Genomic DNA, 16,182 nt, shown 5'->3' with positions numbered 1-16,182 from the left:
TGGGGTCAGATACAAATGGACACTAAATAATTCCACGCTTGATGAATTTTTGTCCTCGCCATGCGCTTAAGCAGAAGGGTTTCAGCCATTGGTGGAAGACGTCACCGTTTTCCAGGGATGCAACTGCAGCAAGCGCAGGGTTTGCGCCAGGATCATCGATCGCTCGCCCTGCGCGCGGGCTTCGGCCAGCGCATCGATGGCTGCGAGGGTGGTCTGCTCGGGTGACTCTCCGGCCTGCTCCATCAGTATCTCCAGGCGCTCGTGATAAGGCGCGTTCAATGCATCGAACAGTTGCGGTTCGCTTTCGTGCAGGAACGCCTGCCAGAACGGTCTGTCCGACAGCGAGTCGGCGATTCGCGCTTCGCTCTCGGTCGTCAGAATCGTCTGCATCGCTTGTCGCAGATGCGTGTCGCTCACGCCTGAAAACAGCCGGTGATGCATGTAGCGCGACTGCGCTGGCAGGCCCAGTGGGCCAACCAGCCCGGCGCGGTAGGCCAGGTAAGTCTCGACCTCGTCGTGGAAACCGTAGGGGTCGCGCGCGCGCGCCGAAGCGATGTGCTCGCTGGCCACACGGTCTACCTCATCCAGGCGATACAACTCACGACCCAACTGCACCAGCGCGCCAGCCTGCCCGGCAACGTCCAGGCCGGCAGTGCGCACCGTGACCAATACCCGCACTTCGAGCAGGCTGAGGATCAGCAGCATCTGGTCAGAACAGGTACGCGACCCTGCGGCTTGCTGGAACACGGCCTCGCGCACCTCAGCGTCCTCTGCGCAGACGGCAATCATTTGCCACACCCGTCGACGCAGGTCCATACCTTGAAAATCGTAGTCTTGCGAGCGGCCCAGGTCTTCTAGAAAGCGCATCAGATCGCCACTGCCGGACGCCTGTGCCAGTGCCGACCAGTGTTCCGTGCGCAGCTTGCGCTCGGCGTCAGTGGCGCCGTCCAACCAGCGCTCGAGCGAGTCCTGCCCACCGGCGCCGTGACGACGTGTCGGTAACACCCCATGCGCTTCAGGACTCAAGGCAGCCCGCGCCGCCGTTTGCGTCGCTTCGGGCAGCGGATTGTCATGCAGGCTCAGATGCGCCAGGCGCCGCCGGGAATGCATCAGCGTCGGGCTCAGCTCGTCGAGGCGATTGTCACGCAGGTCGATGTCTTCCAACGACCAATGCATGTAGGCCTGCACGGGCAACTCGGTGAGGCCGGTGTCGCGCAATGACAAGCGCCGCAGGTCGGGCATGCAGGCGATCGGTGGCACTCGTGTCAGGGGATTGTGCGCCATGTCCAGTTCGCGCAGTCGAGTCAAACGACTGAGTCGAGCCATGCCAGGTTCGTCGAGCACGATGTGGTTGCTTACCAGGTTCAACCGGGTGAGCTGGGTCAGCGACTCTATCCCCTCAGGAATGCACACCAGCAGGTTGTGGCCCAGGTCCAACCTGCGCAGATTGACGAATCGCGGCAGGAAGTCGGCGGGCACGCTGCTCAGGTGCAGACGGCGCAAGGTCAATGCGCTGACATGCTCGAAGCTGATCCCTGCCGCAAGCACCGGCAAACTGTCGAGCCGCTCGCTATCGATGACCAGACGATACTCGCCGTCAGCATCCGCACGCTTGCGCCGCCAGCAATGGCGAATGCGCCGTGCAGCCAGGCGCCGGCGCTCGACCAGTGCTGGTTGAGCGGCCTCACGGCGCCATGCGGCCAGGTGTTCGGTGAGCTGATCGAGTTGCTCGCTCAACCCTCTCAGGTGCTGCCAAGGCCGCTCGCCACGCTGACGTACGCCGTCCAGATACGCTTCCACCTGAACGTCGCTGAGGGTCGGGAAGATCTGCTGATAGCCTCGTATCAACGCGCCGCGCGAGTGGTGTGGCCGCCCACTCAACGGGTAGCCCAGGCGACCGTCGCCCAGCCGCCAAGGCGCACGCATACCAGGGCCCACAGGCTGTAAACCGATCAGGGCAGCCGCCTGATCGCGGTCGGCGCAGGCGCGATCGGCCAAGGCATTGGCCAGTTCGGCGCCGGATTCATCCGCAAGCCCCAATGAGGAACGCTGTTGTGTGTCCATCAACCACAACAGCGCCTGAAACAGATCGTCGCTGGCCTGGGTACCTGGCACTGGAATCCCGCCCTGGCCTACCGCCAGATAGCCTTCTCGCTCTCGCCATAACTGTCGCGTCTGGACAACTGGACCCTGGCTTGTCTGCGCGCGCAGTAGGCCTGCGGCGTGAGTCTCGCGTACCTCCACCCGTACCCCGCTCGGCCAGTTGGACCACTGGCCGATAAGGCCCAACGCCAGTCGCTCGGTGTCCGCATTCACCGCAGCGCCCTGCTCGAAACCCGCGCACGCCCTGTCCAGCCGACTGTCGCGCAGGTTTCCGCGAGCCATTTCGGCCAGCGCAAGCGGGACCCGCCCCTGTTCAAGCAGAATGTCCACCTGCTCGCCCGTCGCCTCGGCCAGGATCGCGCTCGCCGCTCGACTGGACAGCGTCGGAAAGTCCCGCTGCAATGGCTGCGCAGCGCGGGGCGCGGTGGCCTGGGTCTGCCGGAAATGGGCCTCGAAACCCTCGTCGCGCAGTTTCGGATACCACTGATGCAGGCGGTAGCGTTGGGCCGCATCGTAGAGCCGCGCCGGGGCCGGTGCGTTTTCCAGGTGCAAGCGCCGCACCTGCGCTGCGCTCATCCCAAGGCTGCGCAACAGCGCGTCGGCCGTTTCGTCGCTGACCTGGCTGAAGCCGGCGCCCAGACGACGCAGCAGTCGACCGGATCCCGACCAATGGGCCACCGGCTCCAGGGCATGGCGCAATCCGCCATCGGCGTTGTCCTCCAGCCTGATCAGCGCAGCCTCAGGTCGTTGAGGGTGGACCAGCACACCCGCTCCGACGCCCCCTTGCAGCTTATAGGTCTGGCCTTCGATGCCCACATGACCGACCCCCTCGACCAGGCTGCGCTGGCCGTGCGCGAGGGGGTGTTCGGACACGGCATAGCCCGGCAGACGCGGATCGATCAATCGCCACTGGCCGTCGGATGCCCGGGTCGGTGCCAGATCATCGACCAGGCGGCTGCGGGCGAATCCGCTCACGGCGGCTTCGACACCCGCGCCGAGCGCCAGCCCGGTGACGTTCAGCGCCACACCCAGCACATGCCCCAAGGCGGCCTCGCGGTCGCCCAATTCCCAGTCGCGATAGCCCTCGAAGACCTCGTCGACCAGTTGCGCGGCAGCGATGGCCAGCAGCGGCAAGCCCAACTGGGGCACATAGAAGCTGGCCAGTCCCAGCAGGTCCAGGCCCAGCCCCTTCAGCCAGCGCAGACGCCGGTCACGCTCGGCGCAATCGACCACACTGGTGGGCACGGCCAGCACCTGTGCGTCAGCCAAAAGCGTGTCGACCTGTACCCGGCGCAGGTGTGCGCACAGCGCACCGGTCACCGGTTCGCTTCGCCCGTCGAGCGGCAACGCATCCTGTGCCGCGACACCTTCGATGACTCGGGCCAAGGTCCGGGCGAACGGCACGCGGTCCTGTTCGCTGACGAAGCGTTGGAAGAAGCGCTGATAACCGACTTCGCGCAAACGCTGGCCCAAGGTCATGAACAGTGCATCCCAAGAGGCATGCGTGCTCAGTGGCCCCAGCGGATCGTCGGGGATCCAGGCGATCAGTCCAGGATCCGTCGTGCCCGAAGCACGGTGCCTCTGGAACACCACGACGCCCTGCAACCGATGGCCCAGCACACGGATATCCATGGCCGTGATCGGGCTCGGCGTTGAGTCGGCGAGCGCCTGCTGCACCTCGGTGTGGACCGATTCATCGATGTCGCCCTTGAGTCGGGCCACCCACAGTGCCGCCTCCAGGCCAGTACGCCATCCGGTTTCCAGAACGGCCTCGCTGGCTCGCCGCCGAGCGTCGTCTTCCATGAGCACCGTTTTCAGGTACTGCTGGTAGCGCCCGCCCAGATCCAGCGTTCGACAGACGCCGGCGAACGCGCGAGGCTGCAAGGCGATGGCGTTGCCTTGGGCGTCGAGCAGCACCGAGCTGTCCCGCCACGCCGCCTTGGCGGTTTCTTCACGCTCGAAATTGTGCAACGCACAGGCCAACAGGCTTTGGGTGAAAATGCGCGGCACGATGCCGTCCGGCACCCAGCCGACCCCGGAAGGACTGCGGATCAACACCTGCCGACGCAATACGCTGCCTCGTACGTCGAGCGGCTGTTGCAGCAGTGTTTCCAGGGCTTCGCTGAGCAGAGGCGCGGCGAATTGATCCAGCGGTTGGATCTGCGCGAGTAATGTCTGTACCGCGTGTTGGGCACGCTGTTGGGCAACCAATGCCTGATGCACGGCCGGCAAGTGCTCGGGGGTCGCGCCCTTGAGCCAGGTGGGTAGACGCTCGGCGATGAGCGTGTCGACCGAGTCGTCGGAAAGGGTATCGAAAGCCATGGCCAGCTCCATTGCGGGATAAACGTGCATGGAGCCAGCTCCGTTCAGCAGCCGGTGGTACTTATGTCGAGCTCGCGGCCTGGCTGCATGGCTGGTCGCGAGCCAATCTAACGTGAAGCCGAGCGTGTGGACTGGGGCCTGCAGATGCAGATCCATGACCCGTTCGGCAACCGCCTGCGGTTCTGCGAGCAGATCGACGAGCAGCCGTAAAGCGCAATTGGTGACTGAACGTTTCCCATCCCTCGCGGATGTATTATCGTGGCGAGGTGCGCATTCAGAAGCAGCCCGACCGATCGGGCCATTGCAAGACGATAGAGGGTGTCATGAGCAACGAGATCAACTGGGACAAGCTGGGCTTCGACTACATCAAGACCGACAAGCGCTTCCTGTCCGTGTGGCGCGACGGCAAGTGGGACAACGGCACCCTGACCGAAGACAACGTGCTGCACATCAGCGAAGGCTCGACGGCCCTGCACTACGGCCAGCAGTGCTTCGAGGGGTTGAAGGCCTACCGCTGCAAGGACGGCTCGATCAACCTGTTCCGTCCCGACCAGAACGCCGCTCGCATGCAGCGCAGCTGCGCCCGTCTGCTGATGCCGCACGTGCCCACCGACATGTTCATCGAAGCCTGCAAGCAGGTGGTCAAGGCCAACGAGAAATTCATCCCGCCGCACGGCAAAGGTGCGCTGTACCTGCGCCCGTTCGTGATCGGCACCGGTGACAACATTGGCGTGCGCACCGCGCCGGAGTTCATCTTCTCGGTGTTCGCCATCCCGGTTGGCTCCTACTTCAAAGGTGGCATGAAGCCGCACAACTTCCAGATCTCCAGCTTCGACCGCGCGGCCCCGCAAGGCACCGGTGCGGCCAAGGTCGGCGGCAACTACGCGGCCAGCCTGCAGCCAGGTGCCGAGGCCAAGAAGGCCAACTTCGCCGACGCCATCTACCTGGACCCGTTGACCCACAGCAAGATCGAAGAAGTCGGCTCGGCGAACTTCTTCGGCATCACCGCCAACAACGAATTCGTCACGCCCAAATCCGCCTCGGTGCTGCCGGGCATCACCCGCCTGTCGTTGATGGAGTTGGCGCAATCGCGCCTGGGCCTGACTGTCGTCGAAGGCGACGTGGAAATCGCCAAGCTCGATCGCTTCATCGAAGCCGGTGCCTGCGGCACGGCGGCGGTCATCACGCCGATCGGCGGTATCGAGTACAACGGCAAGCTGCACGTCTTCCACGACCTGGAGAAGGTCGGCCCGGTCACCCAGAAGCTGTACCACGAGCTGACCGGCATCCAGAGCGGTGACGTGGAAGCGCCGGCAGGCTGGATCGTCAAGGTCGCCTGACACTCGGCGGCGCAATGAAAACGGGGCGTCCCATTGGCTGGGACGCCCCGTTTTTTTTACATCGGTCGCAGGCTAAACGCCCGCAGCGCGACTCAGTCGGCCAGGCGCCAGGTGGTGGTGCCCTTGCTGTCTTCCAGGACCACGCCCATGGCGGTGAGCTGGTCGCGAATGCGGTCCGACTCGCCCCAGTTCTTGTCCGTGCGCGCCTGCAGGCGCGCCTGGATCAACGCTTCGACCTCGGCAGCATCGACCTTGCCTTCGGCACCGGCGCGCAGGAAGTCGTCGGCCTCCAGTTGCAACACGCCCAGCACGTCGCCCAGCTCACGCAGACGACCGGCCAGCCCAGCAGCGGCCGCAGGGTCGCTTTCGCGCAGACGGTTGATTTCACGCACCAGGTCGAACAGCACGGCGCAGGCTTCGGGGGTGCCGAAGTCGTCGTTCATCGCCACGGCGAAACGTTCGACGAAGGCTTCGCCCCCCTTGGCCTCGACCCGTGGCAGGCCGCGCAAGGCGTGGTAGAAGCGCTCCAATGCACCCTTGGCATCGCGCAGGCTGTCTTCGGAGTAGTTGATGGCGCTGCGGTAATGGCTGGCGACCAGCAGGTAGCGGACCACTTCCGGGTGATACTTGTGCAAGACGTCGCGAATGGTGAAGAAGTTGTTCAACGACTTGGACATCTTCTCGCCATTGATGCGAATCATGCCGCAGTGCATCCACGCGGCCGCATAAGGCTTGCCGGTCGCGGCCTCGCTCTGGGCGATCTCGTTCTCGTGGTGCGGGAACTCCAGGTCGCTGCCGCCACCGTGGATGTCGAAGCTTTCGCCCAGGCAGCAGGTGGACATCACCGAGCACTCGATGTGCCAGCCCGGACGACCTGCCCCCCACGGCGACTCCCAACTCGGCTCGCCGGGCTTGGCGCCCTTCCACAGCACGAAGTCCAGCGGGTCTTGCTTGGCCTCGTCGACTTCGATGCGGGCGCCGATACGCAGGTCTTCGATCTTGCGCCGCGACAGCTTGCCGTAGCCGACGAACTTGCCGACCCGGTAGTACACGTCGCCATTGCCCGGTGCGTAGGCATAGCCCTTGTCGATCAGGGTCTGGATCATCGCGTGCATGCCGGCGATGTGATCGGTGGCGCGCGGTTCCTGATCCGGCGGCAGGATGTTCAGACGACGCTCGTCTTCGTGCATGGCATCGATCATGCGCGCGGTCAGCGCCTCGAACGCCTCGCCGTTTTCATTGGCGCGGTTGATGATCTTATCGTCGATGTCGGTGATGTTGCGCACGTACGTGAGCGCGTAACCGCTCTTGCGCAGCCAGCGGGTGATCAGGTCGAAGGCCACCATGCTGCGACCGTGACCCAGGTGGCAGTAGTCGTACACGGTCATGCCGCAGACGTACATGCGCACGTTGTTGCCGTCCAGGGGTTTGAACGCTTCCTTGGTCTTGCTCAGGGTGTTGTAGATGGTAAGCACGAAGGTTCCTCAGCTGCCCCACGAATCGCGCAGGGTCACGGTGCGGTTGAACACCGGACGTCCTGGCTGGCTGTCTTTCAGATCGGCGCAGAAGTAGCCTTCGCGCTCGAACTGGAAGCGGTCTTCAGGCTGGGCGTGGCCCAGCGAAGGCTCGGCACGACAACCGGTCAGCACCTGCAGCGATTGCGGATTGATGTTGTCCAGGAAGCTGCCGCCCTCCTCGGTCTTCTCCGGGTTGGGCGAGCGGAACAGGCGGTCGTACAGGCGCACGTCGCACTCCACGCTGCCTTCGACCGGCACCCAGTGGATCACGCCCTTGACCTTGCGACCTTCGGGGTTCTTGCCCAGGGTGTCCGGATCGTACGAGCAGCGCAGCTCGACGACGTTGCCGTCGGCGTCCTTGATCGCTTCGTCGGCGCGGATCACGTAGCTGCCGCGCAGACGCACCTCACCGGCCGGTTCCAGGCGCTTGTAGCCTTTGGGCGGCGCTTCCATGAAGTCGTCGCGGTCGATGTACAGCTCTCGGGCGAACGGCAACACGCGCACGCCCATGTCTTCCTTGGGATGGCGCGGCAGTTCGAGTTGCTCGACCTGGCCCTCGGGGTAGTTGGTGATGACCACCTTGAGCGGACGCAGCACGCACATGGCACGCGGCGCGGCGCGGTCAAGGTCGTCACGGATGCTGAATTCGAGCATCGACATGTCGACCACGCCGTCGGAGCGGTTGGTACCGACCATCTCGCAGAAGTTGCGAATGGATGCGGGGGTGTAGCCACGACGGCGGTAGCCGGACAGCGTGGACATGCGCGGGTCGTCCCAGCCGTCGACGTGCTGCTCGTCCACCAGTTGCTTGAGCTTGCGCTTGGACGTGATGGTGTAGTTCAGATTCAGGCGGCTGAACTCGTACTGGCGCGGGTGCGCCGGCACCGGCAGGTTGTCCAGGAACCAGTCGTACAGCGGGCGATGGCCTTCGAATTCGAGGGTGCAGATCGAGTGAGTAATGCCTTCGATGGCATCCGACTGACCGTGGGTGAAGTCGTAGTTGGGGTAGATGCACCAGGTGTCGCCGGTCTGGTGGTGGTGGGCATGACGGATACGGTACAGGATCGGGTCGCGCAGGTTCATGTTCGGCGACGCCATGTCGATCTTGGCGCGCAGCACACGCTCGCCATCCTTGAACTCGCCCGCCTTCATGCGTGCGAACAGGTCCAGGTTCTCTTCCACGCTGCGCTCGCGGAACGGGCTGTTCTTGCCCGGTTCAGTGAGGTTGCCGCGATACTCTTTGGCTTGCTCGGGCGTGAGGTCGCAGACATACGCCTTGCCGCGCTTGATCAGCTCGACCGCCCAGTCGTGCAACTGCTCGAAATAATCGGAGGCAAAGCGTACCGGACCGGTCCACTCGAAGCCCAGCCACTTGACGTCCCGCTGAATCGCGTCGATGTACTCCTGGTCTTCCTTGGCCGGGTTGGTGTCGTCGAAACGCAAGTGGCAGGCGCCACCGAACTCCTGGGCCAGGCCAAAGTTGACGCAGATCGACTTGGCGTGGCCGATGTGCAGGTAACCGTTGGGCTCCGGCGGGAAGCGGGTGACGATGCTGCTGTGCTTGCCCGAATCCAGATCGGCCTGGACGATCGGTCGCAGGAAGTTCGCAGGGACGGCGGGGGCGCCTTTGGCAGCGGCGTTGGTCGCGTTGTCGGTGGGCTTGCTCATAGGATCCTTGAATGCAGATGTCCGGTCCGGGTAGGCCGATTGAATCAAAACGCCTATCATAGCCGAAGCAGTCAAGCCGCTGACAGCCGGGCACGGACAAACTGGCGCGATTTATCGTGATGCCCGCGCGGCGCCGGCCAGATCGAACCCTGCACACCTTGTGCCGTCACAGCTTCGTGCCGCGTCAGTTCGTGCAAGCACGCTGCATACCCCTATTCCCCAATGCCTTGAAAGAGCGAGTTTCAGCATGACCCAAGTCAAACTGACCACCAACCACGGCGACATCGTCCTGCAACTGAACGCGGAAAAAGCACCGAAGACCACGGAAAACTTCGTTCAGTACGTCAAGGACGGTCACTACGACGGCACCGTCTTCCACCGCGTGATCAACAACTTCATGATCCAGGGCGGCGGTTTCGACACGGCCATGAAACAGAAGTCGACCCGTGCTTCGATCCAGAACGAAGCCGACAACGGCCTGAAGAACACCAAGTACAGCATCGCCATGGCCCGCACCATGGAGCCGCATTCGGCTTCCGCGCAGTTCTTCATCAACGTATCCGACAACGACTTCCTCAACCACAGCGGCAAGAACGTGCAAGGATGGGGTTACGCGGTGTTCGGTGAAGTGATCGAGGGCCGCGAAGTGGTCGACGCGATCAAAGGCGTGAAAACCGGTTCCAAGGCTGGCCACCAGGACGTCCCGAGCGAGGACGTGATCATCGAGAAAGCCGAGATCGTTGAGTGATCCTGCTGATCTCCGATCTGCACCTGCAAGAAGAACGCCCGGACATTACCCGGGCGTTTCTCGATCTGCTCGACGGTCGCGCACGGCAGGCCCAGGCGCTGTACATCCTGGGCGACTTTTTCGAGGCCTGGATCGGCGACGACGCCATGACGCCCTTCCAGCTTTCGATCTGTCAGGCCCTGCGCACGCTGGCCAACAGCGGCACGGCGATCTACCTCATGCACGGCAACCGCGACTTTCTCATCGGCCAAGCCTTCTGCCGCGCGGCCGGCTGCACATTGCTGGCCGACCCGAGCGTGGTCGAGCTTGACGGCGAACCGGTGCTGCTGATGCATGGCGATACGCTGTGCACGCGGGACGTGGGCTACATGAAGTTGCGCCGCTACCTGCGCAATCCGCTGAGCCTGTGGCTGCTGCGGCACCTGCCACTGACCCTGCGCCAGAAGCTGGCACGCAAGCTGCGCAGCGAGAGCCAGACGCAGACGCGCATGAAGAACACCGAGATCGTCGACGTCACGCCGGAGGAAGTCCCTCGCGTGATGGCCGAGCATGGCGTGCGCACCCTGGTTCACGGCCACACCCACCGCCCTGCCCTGCACAAGTTGCTGGTCGACGGGCAGCCTGCCCGGCGCATCGTGCTCGGCGACTGGGATCGCCGCGGCTGGGCGCTGCAGGTCGATGACCAGGGCATGCAACTGGCGCCGTTCGAGTTCACCTGAGTCGTGAAGACCCTGAGGTGCTTGCTCAGGGTCATCGGCTGGGTCTAACGGGTTGTCGCCTCCGACACAGGCTCATCACGCTCACCGACTCGGTATTCCCGGTAGTGCGGATCAGCCTTTATCTGCGCGTCGGTGAACGGTATCGGTGCCAGTTGCCCGGCAGCGAAGGCGCGGGTCTGATCGAATGCGTGCGCTGACGCCGACTCGCTCGATTGCGAAAACACCAGCAAGCCCTCGGCCTGCGGCCCCTGATCGGTGAAGCTGACGACCTGCAGGTAACTGGTGCCGCTGACCACCAGACGCTTGCCCGGGCCCATCGGCACACTGACCATGGCGTTGTACACCCCCAGTGCCTGTGGCCCGCCCGGCACCGGTGTACCGTCCGCCGCCTGCTGCACCTGCCCCCAACGCAGCGTATTGTCCAGCCCTTGTTCGTGCACCTGCGTCATCGATGCCAGCGCCGCGTCATGCAGCAACCGGCGTACCGCCAGTTGCTCGACCGCCAGGCCACGCGGCGTGTGCTGAGGATCGGCAGGATCGAACGCGACGCGCCAGACCTGCGGCTGGTCGGCCAGCGCTTGCAGGATATTGGCGAAATGCACCAGCCCCAAGCCGCTGTCAGCCCTCGCCTTGCCATCCCACGCTCGAAGACTCGTGCATACGGCCTGCACATCGGCTTGCGCGCCTTCGCACCAGCGCAGTAACGCAGGCAGTTCCTGAGTGGCCAGGTACACCTCATCGTCGAGAACCAGGCCACGCAACGCCTGCGCATCGAGCTTGCCACGGCCCTGCAGGCGTTCCAGGGCAAATCGGCTGCGCTGACCCAGCGGCTGGTCCTGACGACTGATCAGCGGCGAGAACCCGGTCAATGGCTGGGCCGGGTTCACCTGCCAGGCGGAGTCGTTGGAATTCTGCACGAAATCAGCGCGCTCCAGACTCGGTTGCAGGTGCGCGGGAAAAATGCCCGGCTGGGCAGCGGCCGGGTCGATCTTCCAATCGCACGCGCTACGCGAACCGTCCAGTACGACCAGCGGGCCGGCTTGCGCCGCATCGCTGCACTGGGCCAGCAGCGCCTGATCGACATAGGGCACCACCGACTGATTCAAGTACAACGCTCGGCCGCTGCCGTCGACCGCCAGCGTATTGACCCAGGGAATGCCCTGAACAGACGCCACGGAGGTCTTCAGGACATCGATGCCACTGGCCTTGTTGATGCCGTACCACTGCTCCAGCACACGCGTGTTGTCGAGGTTGGCATCGCGCAGGACATAGGCGTGACGCCCATCCCAGTCCAGGCGCCCGGGCCACTGCACCACCGGACCGAAACGCGACACATGGATCTGCCGCTGCACCGGTTCGAGCGTCCCATCCGCACGCTTGACCAGGACCTTGAGCGTGCGCTGCTGCAGGGGTAGCGACTGGCCATCGACCTGATAACGGGTGGCATCCTTGGGGTCGAGTTGCAGCCGGTAGAGGGTGAAATGCTTCGAGGTGTCCACCGTGTGGGTCCACGCCACGTCCCGGTTGAAGCCAATGTTGATCACCGGTAAGCCTGGCAGCGCGGCGCCCATGACGTCCAGTTGGCCGGGAATGGTCAGGTGCATCTGGTAGAAGCGTAGCCCGCCGACCCAAGGAAAATGTGGGTTGGCCAGCAGCAAGCCATGACCGTTGGCCGAGCGCTGGGCACCGATGGCAATGGCGTTGCTGCCCCGCTCGCTGGCGAAGGCCTGCTGGCGCGCCAATGCCCAGCCGAAGTCGCGCGTGCTCGAAACGTGCGACACAGAAGGCGGGGTCGCTGCCACCAGGGCTTCGGCGAACTGACCGATGCCCCCTTCGGCCAACAGGCGGCGGGTCAACTTGACCAAGTCCAGCTCGGTGATCGGCCTGAGCCACTCGCCCGTCCCGCATTCCACTGGCAAGCCCTGTTGGCGGCGCTCGGCCAGCGCTCGGTTGTAACCCGCCGCGTAACCTTGCAGACGATCGCGGATGGCGCCGGACTGCGCCTGAAGGAAATCCTTCACCGTATCGCCGTCATTGAGCCAGGTGAAGAACAGGTCGCTGTCGAGATTGTCGCGCTGCTCGACGGTCTTGCCTTCGGCACCGAAGAACTTCGAGCGCTCACCATTGACGGTGAGCACTTCATTGGCCAGCAGGCACAGGTTGTCCTGGGCGTAGGCATAGCCGATACCGTAGCCCAGGCCGCGTTCGTCATTGGCCAGGATGTGCGGTACGCCGAAGCTGGTACGGCGGATCTGCGCCGAGGCCTCGCCTGCGCCTTCGCGCGCCAGGGCCACGACTGCCGTACTGCTCAGGGCCAAGACCACCGCCAGGCACGACAAGGGACGCGATAGTGTGATCACGGACACTCCAGGAAAAATGGGGATCATCCCGATCAGACGAGTCGCTGGATGAAAATTTTACGCAGTACAGGTATTCGAAGCGTCTTGTAAGGCAGGCAAGGTGGCGGAAAGCCATGCGGTCTGCGGCATTTTTTTAATCTGGATCGTTGCAGATCTGCTTTGCTGGTTCGTCTTAGTAGTCAGGCATTCAAGATTTCAGGACCATCAGGAAAAGGAGCATCCGCATGTACAACCCGCCACTACAGCCGCAGCGACATCGCCCGATGGAACGCGCGACACCTGAGGCGAGCGCCGATACACCGGAGCGCGTAGGCAACGAGCAGATTCGCGAGCTGTTGCGCGCCTACGGCCTGCGCACCAGCCTGATCCGCCTCAAGGTCATCGACGCCCTGCATGCGGCCGATCGTCATGGGCGCAGCATCGGCGTGCGTGGCGTGCACGCGCAACTGGAGCAGTTGGATATTCCGCTGTCGTTTCTCAGCGTGCGCGAAGTGCTCAAGCGGCTGTGCAGCGAGGGCGTGATCACCCTCGGCGCGGACAAGTGCTACAGCCTGCAGCCCGAGGCACGTGCGGTGCTCGAACAAGGCGCCGGACGCTGAAGGCGACCGGCTAGCGGGCTCAGGTCTTGACCTTGCGCCGCATGATGCCGTTGATCACCACCACCACCACGGCGATGCCGATGGCCAGGTACTGGAACGTCTGCTCGCTGATCGTACCCTGCTTCTGCAAGTGGCTCAGGCCGAACAACGTCGCCATCATCACCGCAATGGTGAGAATCGAATACTTGAAGCGCTGCATATGTGTCATCGGCAATTCCTTGGGACATCTGGGACAAGAGGCTCCTGGGGAGCCGCGCCTATGATACATCTGCCCCCCCTAAGGCGAGACATTTCCTGCTGACCGCCGCCTATCGTGACTGAAACCATGGACTCCCCGGCCACCTCATGCCCTGGAGCCCCCATGACGCGCATCCTGCTGTTCAGCACTCTGCTGATCTTTCACCCTCCCGCCCATGCCATCGATACCGCCCTGGTTTCTCGCGAACGCCTGCTCGAACTGGGCGCGCTCCTGGAAGCCGACAGCGGTTCAAGCCAATGGCAAATGCTCTGGCAACGGGTACGCAGCAGCGGTTTTTTCCTCAACCAGCCCGGGCAACTGCACTTCACCGTCAGTCCTTCGCAGTTGCCGGCCATGGCACGCCTGACGCTGGCGCGGGCAGACCAGGTCGAACCGTTCGCCGACACTCACGTGCGCTACCGCCGCGGGTTCGCACCGCTAGTGGTCGGCCAGCGGGGCGGCCAGGCGCTGGAGGCCTTGTGCGTGGACGTCGACTGGCGAGCCCTGCCGGTGAGCAGCGCCAGCCTGCCGCATGCCTATCTCAAGCTGATCACGCTTCGCAGGGCCTATCCCTGCGACTAACAGGGTGCACTGCCCCATTGACCCTTTTGCCGAGCCCCATTCCAGCAAAACCGGACCCGGTAGTGCCCAGGGCATGCAACGTCCTACACATGCGGACCTAGATGCCTGCAAGTACCGATCAATTGAAACTACAACCTGCCGGCCGCTTGGCGCCTAGGAATGGTTGACGAGGGTGACTGAAAATCCTCACGACACCACTGCTCGGGCCCAATGGACCCAAGGAAAATGCACATGGAAATGCCAGACCTGACCGCCGTCGACGTCGCCCAACTGCCCCACTCGCTGCAATCACTGATCGAGTGCATCGGGCTTGAAAACGCCTATCGGTTGACCTGTGCCTACGGCGGACGCCCGAAATACATCCCCAAACACCGGGATCGCACACGACTGGCCGACGTGCTGCCGGCCGATGCGCTCGACGCGCTGATCAAACGCTATGCCGGTATCGCGCTGGAGATCCCCAAGGCCGATCACTTCCAGCGTCAGCTGCGTAATCTGCAGATCCAGAAAGAGAGCGCCAACGGCCTGTCACGCAGCCTGCTGGCCGACAAGTACGGGCTGAGCCTGCGTCAGATCGGCAACATCCGGCGCCAGGACAACCACGTCCACTGAATCACACCTTCACTTCAACCCATGAGGTCGCCCACCCATGTCAATCGATAGCAATCTGATAGGCTCCGTCATCAATGCCTTGCCCATGGACCGTATGATCGCCGGTCCGCTGCAGGCGATGATTCAAGCCCAAGTCACCGCGAGCAAGTCATACGCCGACTTTCTGTTGAATGTCTGCATCAAGGACGGCAAGGCCGTCGCCATCCAGTTCGACTACGACGAAACCTTGGTCGGCCAGGATGGCGGCTACCAAGGCACCGTCAAGAAGAGCTTGAGTGTGCCGCTGCTGGCCGCCATTACCCATCCGAACATCGCCATCGAAGAGGGTCGCATCGAATTCGAGATGACCGTCAACCAGATGGCCGAAGACCACTCCAGCAAAGACATGCAAGGCAGCCTGGAGGCCTCGCTGGGTTGGGGGCCATTCAAGCTCGATGTCAAAGGCAGCGTGAGTCACAAGTCGGAGCAGACGCGCAAGACCGACACGCGCGCCCGTTACGCGTTCAGCACCAGCGTCCGCCGCCAGGATCCGCCAGAAGCGATGATGCGGGTGATCGACTTCCTCACCGATGCGGCCACCAAACCGTCGCTGCTGCCCGGCGCAAAAGTCGACAACCCAGATCAACTGCCTAACGCCAATGTTGCGCCACCGCCGGGATCCAAGCCCCAGCCTGGTCAAGGCGCGCCGGACGCCAATGCCCCTTGAAGGCTGCTTGCAATCATGACCGCCGCAGGTGCCCAGACCTGCGGTGCTTTGACAGGAGTCCGATGAGTGGACAGCACAACCGATCACCAGCCATCGCCCATGACCTCCAGCGACCTGCGTGATGTGACCCGCGGCCTTCAGGAAGCGGCCGCTGCAACCAACACGCTGATTGCCCAGCAATACCTGAGACTGTTCGATCAGTTTTTCGATTTCGATCCAGAACAACCCGGCTTGCCGATGCGCGCCAAGATGGTCGAAGTGGCCATGGACGACGCCCACCTACTGCGCATTCCCCTGATAGCGCTGGTGTCGCCCAAAGGGTTGGCACTGGAGCGCATGCAGGTGGATCTGTCGGTCCACATCAAGGACGCCCAGGCGCGTCAGGAGGCTCTGCGCCAAGCCAGCGACCCCGCCTCCTGCTCGCACTTCAAGGTCACCGTTGGCGCCCAGGCGCGTCGCGGCGAAGGGCGCGACCCCGACGAAGTGCAGATTCGCATGCAGTTTCACGCCTGTGAGCCGCCCGAGGCGATCAATCGACTGATCGAGGAATACACCAATCTTATTCAGCCGGTGCGTAAACCGCGTCCACCGACCAGCCCTGAGGCGGACAGCAACGAATTCATCGAGGCGGCCACCGTACGTTGAAGGCTGACGTCGCGGCGCCCCGG

Annotated in this window: 13 protein-coding genes and 1 pseudogene; 9 read left to right on the top strand and 5 right to left on the bottom strand. The window is 63.5% G+C overall.

Annotated elements, in window-relative coordinates; translation table 11 throughout:
• Positions 1-81: 81 nt before the first annotated feature.
• On the bottom strand, positions 82-4,455 hold the full coding sequence (locus Q6A47_RS11415) for an NEL-type E3 ubiquitin ligase domain-containing protein (protein WP_304484362.1): 4,374 nt from the start codon (positions 4,453-4,455) through the stop codon (positions 82-84).
• 84 nt (positions 4,456-4,539) lie between these two features.
• Here Q6A47_RS11415 and Q6A47_RS11410 point away from each other — a divergent pair.
• Positions 4,540-4,635, top strand: a pseudogene (locus Q6A47_RS11410) (glyoxalase superfamily protein); the annotation flags it as partial.
• A 113-nt stretch (positions 4,636-4,748) separates the two neighbouring features.
• A complete protein-coding gene (locus Q6A47_RS11405; protein WP_029614697.1) occupies positions 4,749-5,765 on the top strand; it encodes a branched-chain amino acid aminotransferase in 1,017 nt (338 codons plus the stop codon).
• 92 nt (positions 5,766-5,857) lie between these two features.
• On the opposite strand, the gene cysS is transcribed toward Q6A47_RS11405, so the two are convergent.
• Together cysS and Q6A47_RS11395 are read right to left on the bottom strand one after the other, a co-directional pair.
• Positions 5,858-7,240, bottom strand: coding sequence for a cysteine--tRNA ligase (gene cysS, locus Q6A47_RS11400; protein ID WP_304484361.1), 1,383 nt, complete (start codon positions 7,238-7,240; stop codon positions 5,858-5,860).
• A 9-nt stretch (positions 7,241-7,249) separates the two neighbouring features.
• Positions 7,250-8,950 (bottom strand): glutamine--tRNA ligase/YqeY domain fusion protein, encoded by a 1,701-nt coding sequence (locus Q6A47_RS11395; RefSeq protein ID WP_039577206.1) that lies wholly within the window; start codon positions 8,948-8,950, stop codon positions 7,250-7,252.
• A gap of 247 nt (positions 8,951-9,197) precedes the next feature.
• Here Q6A47_RS11395 and Q6A47_RS11390 point away from each other — a divergent pair, with 247 nt between their 5' ends.
• Complete coding sequence (locus Q6A47_RS11390; protein ID WP_029614696.1) at positions 9,198-9,698, top strand: peptidylprolyl isomerase; 501 nt, start codon at positions 9,198-9,200, stop codon at positions 9,696-9,698.
• The gene (gene lpxH / locus Q6A47_RS11385) at positions 9,695-10,417 is read left to right on the top strand and encodes a UDP-2,3-diacylglucosamine diphosphatase (RefSeq protein ID WP_039577204.1); all 723 of its coding nucleotides are present in this window, start codon (positions 9,695-9,697) and stop codon (positions 10,415-10,417) included. The genes Q6A47_RS11390 and lpxH overlap by 4 nt, the downstream gene beginning before the upstream one ends.
• A 44-nt stretch (positions 10,418-10,461) precedes the next feature.
• Here lpxH and pvdQ read toward each other — a convergent pair whose 3' ends face one another.
• A complete protein-coding gene (gene pvdQ, locus Q6A47_RS11380) occupies positions 10,462-12,741 on the bottom strand; it encodes a bifunctional acylase PvdQ (protein ID WP_440137888.1) in 2,280 nt (759 codons plus the stop codon).
• Between the two features lie 299 nt (positions 12,742-13,040).
• Between pvdQ and Q6A47_RS11375 the strand changes: the two genes are divergently transcribed.
• The gene (locus tag Q6A47_RS11375) at positions 13,041-13,376 is read left to right on the top strand and encodes a fe2+ zn2+ uptake regulation protein (protein WP_240327006.1); all 336 of its coding nucleotides are present in this window, start codon (positions 13,041-13,043) and stop codon (positions 13,374-13,376) included.
• A gap of 19 nt (positions 13,377-13,395) precedes the next feature.
• Here the strand turns inward: Q6A47_RS11375 and Q6A47_RS11370 are convergent, their stop codons facing one another.
• Positions 13,396-13,584 carry a hypothetical protein gene (locus Q6A47_RS11370; protein WP_029614693.1) on the bottom strand — a complete coding sequence of 63 codons (189 nt, stop codon included), beginning with the start codon at positions 13,582-13,584 and terminating at the stop codon, positions 13,396-13,398.
• A 153-nt stretch (positions 13,585-13,737) separates the two neighbouring features.
• On the opposite strand from Q6A47_RS11370, the gene Q6A47_RS11365 reads away from it, so the two are divergent.
• From Q6A47_RS11365 to Q6A47_RS11350, 4 genes are all read left to right on the top strand, one after another.
• Positions 13,738-14,196, top strand: coding sequence for a hypothetical protein (locus Q6A47_RS11365; protein WP_304484359.1), 459 nt, complete (start codon positions 13,738-13,740; stop codon positions 14,194-14,196).
• Positions 14,197-14,427: 231 nt separating this feature from the next.
• Positions 14,428-14,808 (top strand): Mor transcription activator family protein, encoded by a 381-nt coding sequence (locus tag Q6A47_RS11360; protein ID WP_304484358.1) that lies wholly within the window; start codon positions 14,428-14,430, stop codon positions 14,806-14,808.
• A 37-nt stretch (positions 14,809-14,845) separates the two neighbouring features.
• A complete protein-coding gene (locus Q6A47_RS11355) occupies positions 14,846-15,514 on the top strand; it encodes a DUF2589 domain-containing protein (RefSeq protein WP_304484357.1) in 669 nt (222 codons plus the stop codon).
• A 99-nt stretch (positions 15,515-15,613) separates the two neighbouring features.
• Positions 15,614-16,159, top strand: coding sequence for a DUF2589 domain-containing protein (locus tag Q6A47_RS11350; RefSeq protein WP_304484395.1), 546 nt, complete (start codon positions 15,614-15,616; stop codon positions 16,157-16,159).
• The last annotated feature ends 23 nt before the right edge of the window (positions 16,160-16,182 follow it).

It is taken from the genome of Pseudomonas boreofloridensis (genome assembly GCF_030580795.1).
GTDB lineage: Bacteria > Pseudomonadota > Gammaproteobacteria > Pseudomonadales > Pseudomonadaceae > Aquipseudomonas > Aquipseudomonas boreofloridensis.
Note: the sequence above shows the minus strand (reverse complement) of the source record. Positions and strands in the feature narration are given on the sequence as shown.

What these genes read in the sequence shown, in the direction of transcription:
- Q6A47_RS11395 (WP_039577206.1), bottom strand. Translation starts at nt 8,950, where the DNA reads ATGAGCAAGCCCACCGACAACGCGACCAACGCCGCTGCCAAAGGCGCC.
- Q6A47_RS11350 (WP_304484395.1), top strand. Translation starts at nt 15,614, where the DNA reads ATGACCTCCAGCGACCTGCGTGATGTGACCCGCGGCCTTCAGGAAGCG.
- Q6A47_RS11415 (WP_304484362.1), bottom strand. Translation starts at nt 4,455, where the DNA reads ATGCACGTTTATCCCGCAATGGAGCTGGCCATGGCTTTCGATACCCTT.
- Q6A47_RS11355 (WP_304484357.1), top strand. Translation starts at nt 14,846, where the DNA reads ATGTCAATCGATAGCAATCTGATAGGCTCCGTCATCAATGCCTTGCCC.
- Q6A47_RS11405 (WP_029614697.1), top strand. Translation starts at nt 4,749, where the DNA reads ATGAGCAACGAGATCAACTGGGACAAGCTGGGCTTCGACTACATCAAG.
- Q6A47_RS11375 (WP_240327006.1), top strand. Translation starts at nt 13,041, where the DNA reads ATGGAACGCGCGACACCTGAGGCGAGCGCCGATACACCGGAGCGCGTA.
- Q6A47_RS11360 (WP_304484358.1), top strand. Translation starts at nt 14,428, where the DNA reads ATGGAAATGCCAGACCTGACCGCCGTCGACGTCGCCCAACTGCCCCAC.
- Q6A47_RS11390 (WP_029614696.1), top strand. Translation starts at nt 9,198, where the DNA reads ATGACCCAAGTCAAACTGACCACCAACCACGGCGACATCGTCCTGCAA.
- Q6A47_RS11370 (WP_029614693.1), bottom strand. Translation starts at nt 13,584, where the DNA reads ATGACACATATGCAGCGCTTCAAGTATTCGATTCTCACCATTGCGGTG.
- Q6A47_RS11365 (WP_304484359.1), top strand. Translation starts at nt 13,738, where the DNA reads ATGACGCGCATCCTGCTGTTCAGCACTCTGCTGATCTTTCACCCTCCC.